At 33.6% G+C, this 12,378-nt stretch carries 15 protein-coding genes, 1 tRNA gene and 2 pseudogenes; 9 read left to right on the forward strand and 9 right to left on the reverse strand.

Features of this window, described 5'->3' with window-relative positions; translation table 11 throughout:
• The first annotated feature begins 101 nt into the window (after positions 1–101).
• Positions 102–189, forward strand: a tRNA-Ser gene (locus ABN236_RS01530).
• Positions 190–364: 175 nt separating this feature from the next.
• Positions 365–613, forward strand: a pseudogene (locus ABN236_RS01535) (Arm DNA-binding domain-containing protein); the annotation flags it as partial.
• Here ABN236_RS01535 and ABN236_RS01540 read toward each other — a convergent pair.
• Both ABN236_RS01540 and ABN236_RS01545 read right to left on the reverse strand, forming a co-directional pair.
• Entirely contained in the window at positions 576–818 is a 243-nt protein-coding gene (locus ABN236_RS01540) for a 3'-5' exonuclease (RefSeq protein ID WP_311755178.1), read from the reverse strand. The pseudogene ABN236_RS01535 and the gene ABN236_RS01540 sit on opposite strands and share 38 nt — an antisense overlap.
• Before the next feature lie 14 nt (positions 819–832).
• Positions 833–1,057 (reverse strand): annotated as a pseudogene (locus tag ABN236_RS01545) (single-stranded DNA-binding protein); the annotation flags it as partial.
• A gap of 50 nt (positions 1,058–1,107) precedes the next feature.
• Between ABN236_RS01545 and ABN236_RS01550 the strand changes: the two are divergent.
• The 5 genes from ABN236_RS01550 (at position 1,108) to ABN236_RS01570 (ending at position 3,352) form a co-directional block, all read left to right on the forward strand.
• Positions 1,108–1,302 (forward strand): phage tail assembly chaperone, encoded by a 195-nt coding sequence (locus ABN236_RS01550; RefSeq protein WP_311755179.1) that lies wholly within the window; start codon positions 1,108–1,110, stop codon positions 1,300–1,302.
• Between the two features lie 26 nt (positions 1,303–1,328).
• A complete protein-coding gene (locus ABN236_RS01555; protein WP_311755180.1) occupies positions 1,329–1,604 on the forward strand; it encodes a DUF1799 domain-containing protein in 276 nt (91 codons plus the stop codon).
• Between the two features lie 112 nt (positions 1,605–1,716).
• Positions 1,717–2,319 carry a hypothetical protein gene (locus ABN236_RS01560; RefSeq protein WP_349473219.1) on the forward strand — a complete coding sequence of 201 codons (603 nt, stop codon included), beginning with the start codon at positions 1,717–1,719 and terminating at the stop codon, positions 2,317–2,319.
• 248 nt (positions 2,320–2,567) lie between these two features.
• Entirely contained in the window at positions 2,568–2,903 is a 336-nt protein-coding gene (locus ABN236_RS01565) for a hypothetical protein (protein ID WP_349473220.1), read from the forward strand.
• A 101-nt stretch (positions 2,904–3,004) separates the two neighbouring features.
• The gene (locus tag ABN236_RS01570) at positions 3,005–3,352 is read left to right on the forward strand and encodes a hypothetical protein (RefSeq protein ID WP_349473221.1); all 348 of its coding nucleotides are present in this window, start codon (positions 3,005–3,007) and stop codon (positions 3,350–3,352) included.
• Positions 3,353–3,515: 163 nt separating this feature from the next.
• Here ABN236_RS01570 and ABN236_RS01575 read toward each other — a convergent pair whose 3' ends face one another.
• The 4 genes from ABN236_RS01575 to ABN236_RS01590 all read right to left on the reverse strand — a co-directional run bounded on the left by ABN236_RS01575 (position 3,516) and on the right by ABN236_RS01590 (position 7,676).
• Positions 3,516–3,959: a hypothetical protein gene (locus ABN236_RS01575; protein ID WP_088493257.1), complete on the reverse strand. Its 444-nt coding sequence runs from the start codon at positions 3,957–3,959 to the stop codon at positions 3,516–3,518.
• 271 nt (positions 3,960–4,230) lie between these two features.
• Positions 4,231–5,163, reverse strand: a complete 933-nt coding sequence (locus ABN236_RS01580; protein WP_349473222.1) for a nucleoside hydrolase — start codon at positions 5,161–5,163, stop codon at positions 4,231–4,233.
• A gap of 73 nt (positions 5,164–5,236) precedes the next feature.
• Complete coding sequence (locus ABN236_RS01585) at positions 5,237–6,424, reverse strand: NupC/NupG family nucleoside CNT transporter (RefSeq protein ID WP_349473223.1); 1,188 nt, start codon at positions 6,422–6,424, stop codon at positions 5,237–5,239.
• A gap of 52 nt (positions 6,425–6,476) precedes the next feature.
• Entirely contained in the window at positions 6,477–7,676 is a 1,200-nt protein-coding gene (locus ABN236_RS01590) for a ribokinase (RefSeq protein ID WP_194952186.1), read from the reverse strand.
• 825 nt (positions 7,677–8,501) lie between these two features.
• On the opposite strand from ABN236_RS01590, the gene ABN236_RS01595 reads away from it, so the two are divergent.
• Positions 8,502–9,911, forward strand: a complete 1,410-nt coding sequence (locus ABN236_RS01595) for a DKNYY domain-containing protein (protein WP_349473224.1) — start codon at positions 8,502–8,504, stop codon at positions 9,909–9,911.
• Between the two features lie 97 nt (positions 9,912–10,008).
• Here the strand turns inward: ABN236_RS01595 and ABN236_RS01600 are convergent, their stop codons facing one another.
• Entirely contained in the window at positions 10,009–10,461 is a 453-nt protein-coding gene (locus tag ABN236_RS01600; protein ID WP_349473225.1) for a multidrug/biocide efflux PACE transporter, read from the reverse strand.
• 100 nt (positions 10,462–10,561) lie between these two features.
• Between ABN236_RS01600 and ABN236_RS01605 the strand changes: the two genes are divergently transcribed.
• Positions 10,562–11,434 carry a LysR family transcriptional regulator gene (locus ABN236_RS01605; RefSeq protein WP_270755797.1) on the forward strand — a complete coding sequence of 291 codons (873 nt, stop codon included), beginning with the start codon at positions 10,562–10,564 and terminating at the stop codon, positions 11,432–11,434.
• A 72-nt stretch (positions 11,435–11,506) separates the two neighbouring features.
• Here the strand turns inward: ABN236_RS01605 and ABN236_RS01610 are convergent, their stop codons facing one another.
• Positions 11,507–11,845: a DUF1869 domain-containing protein gene (locus tag ABN236_RS01610; RefSeq protein WP_349473226.1), complete on the reverse strand. Its 339-nt coding sequence runs from the start codon at positions 11,843–11,845 to the stop codon at positions 11,507–11,509.
• Between the two features lie 8 nt (positions 11,846–11,853).
• Entirely contained in the window at positions 11,854–12,186 is a 333-nt protein-coding gene (locus tag ABN236_RS01615; protein WP_088493248.1) for a TehB family protein, read from the reverse strand.
• Positions 12,187–12,378 lie beyond the last annotated feature (192 nt).

Consider the following 12,378-nt stretch of genomic DNA (forward strand, 5'->3'; position numbering starts at 1 on the left):
ATAAATTAAGCCATTGACTTGTAATGCGTTTAATTTTACGGCAAACAGTACAATAAGGGCTTTACAACATAAGCTTAGGTGTTTATATTGCTCCCCATTGCGGAGGGGTGGCCGAGCGGCTGAAGGCAGCGGTCTTGAAAACCGCCGATGGGAAACCATCCGAGAGTTCGAATCTCTCCTCCTCCGCCATTTCATTATCTCCTAGCGTCTCCTGAAGTCTCCTAATCCCAAGTAAATCAAGCATTCCAACAAAATCATTGTCTCCTGAAGTCTCTTAACGTCTCTTGAAAGCTCTATCATTTGTTGTATAGTTTTTTGTATAGAAATTCCCTCTACAATTTTCCTATACAATATTGGTGATTTTATGAAGCTAACGGACATGGTGATTAAAAAAGCCAAGCCACGAGAAAAAGTCTATTCACTGGGTGATGGCAACGGACTGTCTTTAATTGTTGAACCTAAAGGATCAAAAGGGTGGAGATTCAGATATCAGTTCAATGGCAAATCAAAGATGATATCGCTTGGTATATACCCTGTCATTACATTAAATGAAGCCAGAGAAAAAAGAGATGACGCTAGAAGATTAGTTGCAAATGGAACCGATCCGTCTGAGCATCATTACTTTGCTTCATCCACCACATGATTGTGCTTGCATCAGGCTCTTCTCCATATTGCATGGATGATTCTAGAGAAATGTTAATTTCGGTACTTGCGCCTAAATCACCAGTTTTGTGGTCAAAAAATACAGCTCCAATTGAAATTACTGGCGAGTTAGGGGTATTAGCCATCGTTTCTAGATCTAGCATTAAATTATTCATTATATTACCTTGATTTAAAAAGGAATGTCATTATTAAAATCTAATGGTGGCTCAGGTTGATGAGTTTGCGGCTGTTGCTGTCGGTGTTGCTGCGTCTGCTGAGGTTGTTGCGCTGGCTTCTGGCTTCCTGCCTGATTATCACCGTTACCACCTAACATCTGCATAGAACCGCCAATATTAACTACCACTTCCGTCGTGTATCGGTCTTGGTCACTTTGGTCTAGCCATTTCCTGGTTTGTCGGTAAAGAAACGCTAGAAGTGGTGACATTTACCTTTAAGCATCAACCAATGAGCCAGCTTGATGAGATGCGAGAAAAGCTAACTACAGAGTTCTTTGAGCAAATTATTGAAGATTGGGCGATTGAAGAGCCATATAACAAAGAAAACTTAAATCTATTGTTAGATAACTATCCATCGGCATCTCGTGCTATTGCTTCCACGTATTACAACGAACTATTAGGCAATCGCGAAAAAAACTCTTAACGGTCGCCGAAGCAATGTATGGCGGAATGAGTTCCAAAGAATCGGCTGAGTTCGAGCGCGCTTTTGGATTTCCGCCAGATATTGATGATGTTGAAATATGGCCTGATGTTTGGGATTCTTATCAAGTATTTTCAGCCATGAATACACAGTGGCGTGTAGGCATGAATGGTATCACTGGTTTGGATTACAGCCCATTAAACCAAGTGATGGACCTACTCAACATCAAAGATAGAGCGACCGAGTTTAGTGATCTACGCATCATGGAGGTTAAGGCGTTAGAGGTGATGCATAAGAGGTTGTAGTAGATTAGTTGCTAATAAAAATAAGAATTTAACACAATGGAAAGTAAGTGGAATTATAAATAATGTTAATGTATCTTAATTGGTACATCATTTTAGATGAAATGGAATTATTATGAAAAAGTGTAAAATAAAATTATCTCTTTCTTCTTTTTTTTCTCATTTAGCTGTTATTTTTCTTATTCCTCTTTATTCACTTATTATAGCTGCTGGTATTGGCTTTGCTGTCGCACTTGGATGGACACCAGATAAAATTAAAATGTGTACGTTTGATTTGATTTTTGCTGTAGCTGGATGTGCTTCTTTTATTTTATCTAAAATATTTAATATCATATATAATAAAAAGCCAAAAGAAAAAAGGGATTTGTGGCTTTTTTTCACGATACTCATGGATCTTTGTGCCATAGTTTTAATAAGCATTGAAGTACTGAGTAATGACAAGTCTATTGATTTTGATATGTCATCAGCCTTACTTTCTTTCTTTGTGGTGAATATGATGCTTATCATGGTTTATGGTCATAATAGTGAAACATGGGAAAGTAAGAAAATTTCCATGATGGAAAAGGATATGAAAAAAAATATCGAAAGGGCTATCAAAGAATCAAAAGCAAACTTAATTTATGAAAAAATAAAAAGTGAATCTCTAGACCTTAAAACAGAAGGTCAAACTATAAAGTCTATTTTTAAAAAAATTGAGAGTTCAAAAATAAATAAATAAGACGAAAAGTGAAAATTAATTTTTAGTTTCAATAAATCTAATGGTGCTTGATGGGTAAATGCTAAATTATTAAACTTTAATAGGTATCGCTCATGCTTAATATATTCTATTGTGATGTTCGCAAAAAAACACTCTGGTGGGTCTTTTATTATCAGAAACTCATAGTGTATTGATTCATATATTTAAACTTCAACTCTCATTCCAATTAAGATAACATTAACAAAACTAATTAAAGGAATAATGAGATCGTGAATAAATCAATAATTGTAATTGTCCTGTCTTGCATTGGTTTTAGTGCTTATGCAGGAACAACCTATACAAATGAAGAATTAAATAGGCTTGTAGAGTCGGGAACGCCACCGAAAGAAATGCCTGAGCAAGTTGATAAAATAAAACCAGCACCATTTCCAACCTGTAAATTAGCTATTAATAACATTTATAAAAAAGTGCATGGAGAATACCCAGTTGAGATAACAGGAAATGGTACAGATACATACGCCATAAAAGTATGGACATACGATGGTGTGGTAATGACTAAATGCATTGATGGCAATAGAATATTATCAGGAGCAGAGTACGAGTGATAGGTACGTTAGTAGCCTTGGTCAATAAGCGTTAATTGTCTTATTAATCGTACAGTTCATACTCATATAGCTTAATTCATAAACAAGGGCATCCGTGCCCTTTGTTGTTTTCTGAAAGCGCTAAGTTCAGTTTTTATTATTCATCACTGTTCAAATTACCAGATAACCCACAAAAACCAGTTAACTTTAGAGCCTCGCCATTAGTATTCGGCATTAAGTTAGGTTGGGGATTTGGCGAAAACACCAGTGATACGTTAAAAACTGAAATTCAGTACAGTAATCTATCAAATTCCAGAAAAGATGAATATGTTTGCAATGAGTTTGTTGTAAAAATACCAGCTGGGAAGGGAATAAGCAGCATTGGTATAAAAATACCTTATGCTGGAGGTGGGAATGGCGGGGAGTGGACGGAGTTTATTTTAAGGGGGCGAGTTTTTTGCATTTCCTGATTCAAGCTAGATAATAGTAAGGGATAAGACTAAGGATAATGTAAAACAATAATTATCTGATTGAATTCACACCAATAAAAAAATATATAAGGTGTTGTCGTATAATGACTTGCATATTTTATCGTTCTTTATATGCAACACTATAGCAAAATCGACACTAATATTATTTTTCATTATTTTTAGCTTGAAGATAATCAGTAAGAAATGCTTGTGCATTACCTTCATGGGATATCCCTTCAGAGTAATTTACTGATATAGGCTGAGGTTCTCCTGGGATATAAAGGTTACCGCAGCATTTATTCTCAATAATTAGAGCAACAAATTTATTTCCATTAATATTTATTGAGTATCGAGTATCTTTACTTGTTTTTTCAACTTGCATCTTCTGAATTTTTAAATTCCAGTCATGGTCAATACCTTCAAGCTGCACTAATGCTTCATTAGCATTACGATCACCAATACGTAGGGTCCAAACAATCACTCCTTGTTGACCTTTATAGGCAATGACATTATCTGCCACATCAGGGCGTTGTTCTGCGTGTGCGCTCCCTATTATGCAGGTAAATAATATAACGATTAAAGCCATTAACTTTTTATAACTAGCCATGTTTATTTATCCTAATATATTGTTATATAAATAATTGTGTAAAAAAATTTCATTAATATGACATTAGTCATCATAATGGATTTATTTATTTTTAAATAGAGTACAGGATTATTATTAGGATATTTCTTGTTTTTTTCTTGGCAAGATATTGTCAATTATTGAGAGGAAGAATAATATTAACTTCCAAATAAAAATAAGTTTCAAAAGTAATATAATAAAGTTTGATACAGAGAAGTTATACTTCTCTGTATTGTTTTCTATTTGTTCCCGTTTACAAAGATAAAATTCGTTCAGATATCAGAGACATTAATTTTTCAGATTGAACATCGGTGATTATCATTGTGTTCATACGACATTCATTTGAATTGCTATTGTTTTTAGGGGGCATTGAATCATCATGGATTGTTGCAAAACTTAAACCAACGAGTTTGCGTGATTCGTATTCAATATCAATATGGCCATTTATACCAGTGAAAATATCTGGGCGGATTAAATAACCGATTACACAAGGATCATGTAAAAAAGGATCAAATGCGGCATATCCACGAGACATTTTTGCGGCTGTTCTAGCAATAATGTTACCTTGGTCTAACGATTGGCATAAACCTGCTCTAATATCAGCCTTATGGGTGACATCTAGCCCCAGCATAGTAATGTGTTCTGCAGTATCAAAGACGATATGTGCCGCGTGTGGATCGACATAAAAATTGAATTCGGCTGCTGGTGTTATATTCCCATTACAAAATGCAGCCCCTCCCATTAAAACAATATCTTTCACATTATCCTTAAGCCTTGGTTCTTTTAGCATTGCCATGGCAATATTGGTCAGTGGTGCTGTCGGGCAAAGGGTGACTTCTTTAGGATTAGACATCACAGTATCAATAATGAAATCCACTGCATGTATGTCGGGATAAGTGTAATTGGATCTCGGTAACGTTACACCCGCAAGACCGTTATTACCGTGCACTTGAGTTTTACTCCCTCGACGCGCAATCAAAGGCCGTTCACACCCTCTGGCTAAAGGGATGTCGGGGCGAGACACAAACGAAAGAATATTGCGGGCATTCTCATGAACTTTATCAAGTTCAACATTTCCTGCGACGGTTGTAATTCCCATAACTTTAATTTCAGGTGATGCCAATGCGAGTAAAATTGCAATAGCGTCATCTACACCCGGATCACAATCTATAATAATTTTAGTCATATACTTCTCCTTTGATAACTTACATAACGCATTGAATAAAAAGTAGAATTAAAAAATACTCATGAAATAAATATCAGTTAATAAAAATACCGACCATCGTTGCAGATAAGCAACTCACCAACGTTGAACCCACGATCAGTCTAAAACTATTCGCCGCTATCATTTTTCCATGTTCTTTACTGATACTGGCGACACAAGCAATAATCATTCCGACTGAACCAAAATTTGCGAACGAAATTAGGAATACAGAGATAATGGCTTCTGTTCTTGGGCTCAGATCCTCTAATTTTATATAATCAATCATTGCAACAAATTCATTCGTTAAAATTTTTGTGGCAATAATTTTCCCGAATTCAATACTGTCCTGCCAAGGGACGCCAAGCACAAATGCAATAGGAGAGAAAATATAACCAAGAAGACCTTGGAAACTTATTCCTATGAGGTGTAAAAAAATATCATTCAACATGCTAATTAGAGCAATAAAGCCAAGAAGCATTGGAACTATCGCTAGAATTAATTTAAAACCATCGAGCATATGCTCTGTTAGTATTTCAAAAAAACTATGATGTTCATTTTTAGGGCCAGAAAAATTGTTAGATATCTCAATAGGATCGTTAGGGTTTATAATGGAAACAATAACGAAAGTACTAAAAAAGTTTAGGCAAACACCGATAAAGACAAATTGAGGTGATAACATTTGAGTGTAAGCACCCAATATTGCGATATCGACAGTAGATAATGAGCATGCAGCTATTGTGTACATTTGTGGTTTTGTTAAATTGGGTATGTATTCTTTAATTGATACATACACTGCCATCATACCCACAACGACAGCACTAACCGCTGAAAAAGATTCAAGTTTACCAACTTTTGCAACTTTATTAATAAGGTATCCGATGGTTAGAATAATCAGCCGGAGAATGCCAAAATATTTTAATATCCCAATAATTGAGCAAATAAACACTAAAGGCATTAGAGCAACAATAACGAACACAATAGGTGTTTTTGTGCTTATATCTCCAAATACAAAATCAATTCCTTTATTTGCATGATGTACTAAATATTCTATACCTATATTCGTCGTATTAAGAATTGTGATCCCAATAGATGTGTGTAGAAGTATAAAAGCAACGGTGGCCTCTATTAATAAAAGAATAAAAATAGGAATAAATTTTCTTTTTATTTTATTAGCATTGAAACTAATTGAAGATGCCACTATAAAAATTAAGAGAAGGCTAATAATGAAAATTAAATATTTCATAATGACCTCGATTATATAATTTATTAACGGGGTGGTTATTTATGCACTTCCCTTACATACGCTCTTTTTTTAATCTGACATCAACACTTGTTTTAGATGGCATTGATGATGCCCCTTTTTTTTCAACGGCCAATGATGCATAAGCAATAGAAAACTTAATTGCTTCATCCATATTTTTACCTTCTATTAATTTTGCAGCTAAAGCACCTGTGAATGCATCACCAGCGCCGCTTGTATCAACAACAGAAGCACTCATTGCTTTGTAATATTTCATTGTGGTGCCATTGAAATAAAGTGCACCACTGTCACCAAGTGTCATTACTATTTCTTTAACACCTAAGTTGTGTATTGCTTTTATGGCTTCCTGTGCTGAAATAACGCTATCAATTTTAATGTTTGATATTAATTCTGCTTCTGTTCCATTTGGTATTAATAAATCAATAGATGACAAATGTGAGACAATTTGATCTGAATAGGGCGCTGGGTTAAGAATGACATAACATCCCGATTTTTTTGCTATTTCAATCGCAAACTTGGTCGCATCTATATTATTTTCTAATTGAGTAAGAAAAATCTTTGCAGATTGTAGATTATTAATATCTGAAAGAATTTCAGCTTTAGTGATTGTTGCATTAGCCCCTAGATCAATAATAATACTATTGTTACCCGTGGTGTTCTCAACCATAACTAATGCATTTCCTGTCTTTGCATTGGCATCCTTAATTAAGGTATATGAATTTATCTTTGTAGTACCAAAATATTTTTCTGCGGTAGCGCCAAATGAATCGTCGCCTACTTTAACAAAAAAATGCACATGATCATTTAATTCAGCTGCCGCAACCGCTTGATTAGCACCTTTTCCACCAGGGAAAAAGTTTGTAGAGATTGCTTTGATTGTCTCTCCAACAAAAGGAAATCTTTCAACTTCTGTGACAACATCTAAATTGAAAGATCCTAAAATATATAATGAGCATTTATCTGCAATTTTTTTATCTCTACCTTGTTCTTCGCAATCAATTTGAAGCACTCTGGTTTCATCAATGGTTCTATTTATTATTGGTTCTAATTCAATTTTTTGTAATCTCACTCCACCATGAAATTTAGTTGCTATACCTAATAACTGTAATTCATCTATGTATCTTCTTACGGTTCTTTCCGATACATGAAGTAGAGCACTGAGCTCTTTTACATAGATAGAATTATCTTTCACTAATTTTTTTCTGATAAATGCAATACTACTCTTTTTTTTCATATCACCCTCGTTTGTTAAAAAATGTTTTACCATTTGTTAAGATAATAGAGGTTAATTAAGTTTATTCTGCTTGAGTAGTCACGTTTTTTGCTCGTAATTGGACAATTATCTGTCCATTTAGATAAATTTTAAGAAAAATATGTGGATAACGCAGTTTATTTACCGTTGGCTGATTATCTAAAATCGTAATGAAATAATTAAAAATTATTTACTGATTTTTGATTTTGTCATCATTGAAATGATTGGATATCTGAGAATGGATAGGAAATTGATAGCTTTTGGTATCCACTAAAACGTAAAAAGAATACCAATAAAGATATATTAGTGTTATCGCCATTGCCTAACATCTATTCGTTACCTGAAATTAAAAATATTCAGTTCAGAATTAATATAAGATAAAGAGAAATAATATCGATAGTATTTTCATATAAAATTTAATCAAATCAAAGTAATTGACTTAGTAGGATAAAAATAAAAAAAATATCAGCGATAACAAGTAATACGCCAATAAGTACTCTTATAAAAAGGCATGAAAGCGTGGTTGGTGGAGCTTTAGGAAATAATGCAGAAAAGCTCCAATATGCTAATGCTGCAATTAGAAATATAGCAAAAATCATATAGCTAATAAAAAGCATCATACTTAAATTCCTTTCTTGTTAAATGTTATATATTTAATTCTTCAATCTAAAAATGATTGTTTATCAGAGCATTACCATAGTATTATAAATTTAATTTACTATTGAGATTTATTAAGTCATGTTAGCATAAATGCAGTATTAAAATTTATCGTTATTATCTGAATCTTAAGAGACTTTATATCATTTTATGAAGATATCTAAACTTATTGTCATGATTAGTATTGGTATTATTCTGACATCGATTGTATTTTTGTCAGGCTTAATACTCTCTTTTTATAAAGTATCCGGAAGTGATATTAATAATGGTAAAAAAATTGGAAACAGTATTTTTACGCTTTATAACGATAAAATTTATGCTACTGTGCCTAGTAATGGAGAGTATGTCATTGTATCTGCGGACCCTAGCAGTTTCAGAACCCTATCAAAAAAGTTTAATTACCGAGAACGTCAATTTGCGATAGATAAGAATAATAGTTACTGCGGTAACCGTATTATTCCTGATCTTGATCCTAATAAAGTAGATGCATTAGGACACAGCTATTTTTCAGATGGCAAACACACCCTTTATTGTGCGCCTTTTACGTTACAAAATGTCGAATTATCTAACCTTAAGGAATTATATCAAACATGGTTATATGGTTGGTCATTTGGCGAAAAGCCTCAGACGTTTTACTATCCAATAAGAATGCTTCCTTTATCAAAAATACCTTATCAACCCATACTTGATGCCGATTTAATCAGCAATGGAGAGCAAGTTTTTTATGAAGGAAACTTGATGCCTGATGTATCCGTTGAACAGTTAAAAGCAATTAACATATTGTATAACGATGGGCCTTTAAGAAAAAGTCATCTTTATCATCATGATAAACTTAATGTTTATTATAAACAGTACAAGTTAGGTATAAATAATAGCCCTGATTTATATAGTTTCTATATTGGTAATTTATATCAAAATGCTTACTTATTTGAGCCTAACACCGGGCAAATATCGATGAACAACATCGATTTCCCCTTAGACAATGCACCTTATAAAGTAATAAGTCATCATGGTGGGCATGTTTATCATGGCTTATTTTTGTCTAATCAAGGTGTTTATTTCTACGATACTCAACAACAGAAAATTCGTAGAGCTGGAGATAATCCGTTCTTAAAAGGCCATTGGAAAGAGATAGCACCGTTAGTTTTTTCTTATAATAGTAAAACTTATTTTTTACAAACATCAGAAAATTGGGGAGGAAATAAATCACTAGGATTAATTTCTCGTAGTACACACCTTTATCTTCTAGATGAAAATACGGTAGGTGAGTGGAAAAAGCTAGGAGATGTTACTTATCATCGTTATGGTGAAGTGTGGCAAAAAGGGAATAGCTATTATTATTTTGATAAGTTAGGAACAACCCAAGGAATTTATCAAACGATATACAGAATCGTTAATATGAGCACTTTAGAACATCTCCTTAACGATGAATTAAGGGTTGATGAAATGAGAAAAATAATAGGGGATAAAGAACAACTACAGCCTGCTGGTGGTATTAAAATATTAACGGCAAAAACGCAGTATAGAAAAACACTGACTCATTTATTCGATGATGAGTAGAAATACCTAATGAGATTAATTTATTTTTATTATCACTATTAATAAAAAAGCACTTAATAAGTCATTATTAGGTGCTTAAAAATTTAGTCGCTACATGTTAATTACGTGCAATTATCCGTTTTTCTTTACGATCAAACCAATTTTCACGTAATTTGTCGTAACTAAGATTAAATGCATAAGTATAGAAAAGGAAAAAGGCAAAGAAGCCGACTTCTAATAAGAATGCACTCCACAACGACATATTTAATAAAAATGCCAATATTGGTAAACCAATAATCACAAAACTTAATTCAAAACCAATAGCATGCATGACTCGTATTTTTGTTGGTCTTGGCCCTTTGATTAAAGGCCAATAGCGGTCAAAAATCATGTTATAAAATAAATTCAATAACATAGCTAATGTTGATAAAACAATAGCAACCGTTCCCATTTGAAAAATTGAGCGACCCAAAATCCATGCACTAAGTGGCGCTGTTATTGCGATGGCTATCACTTCAAATGAAACAGCGTGAAAAACGCGCTCAGTAAATGTTTTTTGATATTGGCTCATATCCCACCTCAAATTAATTATTTAACAAAAAACGAGTGCAATTATTGGTGATATTTTGTATATATACAAAATAGGAGCCATCGAAAAAACCGATACCATAATGAACTATTCCATAGAAACCTTGCGTACATTCATTGAAGCAGCTTCGTTAAAATCATTTTCTGCGGCTGCGCGAAAATTAAATAAAAGTCAATCTACCGTCAGTAGTACGATCAGTGGATTTGAAGATGATATGGGCTTTGAGCTATTTGAACGTAAAGGAAGAGAATCAACGCTGACTTTTGCAGGGCAAAAGGTATTAAGTTTAGTTGAAGACATATTAGCAGCGGATGAACGCTTACAAGCATTAAGAATAGAACTATCTCCAGAAATGGAGCCACGGCTAAGCTGTGTTTTTTCTGATATGTATCAACCCCCTCATTCTGAACAACTTTTAAAGGTTCTAGATAAAGAATTTCCTCACATTGAGTTTGAATTTCTTGTTGCTGAAAACGATGATGTCATCGATATGCTACAAAATAATCAGGCACATATAGGTATGATGGAATCACGAATAGAATATCCCGCTGATATCGCTTTTGCTCGTTTACCGATAAGTGGTAAGTTAGGATTATATGCACATAAAAATCATCCTCTTGCGAAAGAAAATAAAATTAGCTATCAGCATTTAACGATGTATCGCCAATTAAGGCTAAGTAGTCGAGCTCAATTTATTATTAATAGTGAAAAGAATTGGCTTGCCCCTAATTATTTGTTATTGCTTGAAATGGCAGAGCAAGAAATGGGATGGGCAATATTACCCACTTGGCTAGTCGAGCAATTTGGGCATAAATTATTGGTTAGCCTAAATTACGATCAGTTTCCGAAAAAAATAGATATCGATTTAGTATGGTCAAGAAACAATCCACCCGGAAAAGCGGGATATTGGATGATTGATAAACTTTTGAAAAATAATATTCCACATCCTATTTAGGCACAGAAAATAAATCACCTTCATGACTAGTAGGCATAGTGAAGGTGATTTATATTTTTTGACAGTGCTACTTCACCAGCCACAAACATTGGTTTCTTCATCCATATCATAGCCACGTACAATATTGATAAGATCTTTTACCATTAAACTAGATATATCGGCGTCTAATAAATCAGCTAAAAAGCTATCTTTATCAACAGAAACACCGTTATTTTTGTTTGTTAATACTAAGGTAAGTTCTTGTGAGTCAATATTTACCTTATTTTTCAGCTCATTAACCAAAAATAAAACTTCTTTAGTAGCGACTTCTGGAATATATAGAATTTTAGGATTTAGAAATATTTTTTGAGATTTCTCTTTGCCATGAGTATTAATCAGTTCTAATAAGTAGCCTTTATTTTCATTTTCCATATTATTATTTAACCTTCGGCAAGTATTTTAGGATCGACATAAAAATCGACATTAAAAACAGTATCTTCAGTTCGGGCTTCTATTTTGTGCCATGTCTCTGGTGGAAATACACCAAATTCACCGGCATGGATCACTAACGTTTCCGTAGGCTCTGGGCTAAATTCATCTGCATATGCGTAATAAACAATCACTCCTTGCATAACAGATAGCTTTGGATAAACCCCTTGACGAGTTCCTTTATCTAAATGTCTTTCCCAAATAGATTTAGGCGCAGTATCTTTAGTCCAAAGTGGCGTTGATCGCACATGAATATAGTGAGTGGGAATTATAATTCGTTCCATTTTACCTCCCTAAAAATGAGTGTCTCATTTTTCTATTTTCATCTTATTTAAGAAAAAAATTATTGTTAATAATGCAATAAACTATTGTGCTATCGAATAAAATCTACCTCTTCTAATAAGGTATTTCAAATGCAATTTTGAAGAAAAAAATAATAATGTCATGCTGGGTTAATTAATATCTTGTTTTCCTTA

The sequence above is a fragment of the Proteus sp. fly-1013 genome, from assembly GCF_040140245.1.
In the GTDB taxonomy this organism is placed as follows: Bacteria; Pseudomonadota; Gammaproteobacteria; order Enterobacterales; family Enterobacteriaceae; genus Proteus; species Proteus mirabilis_B.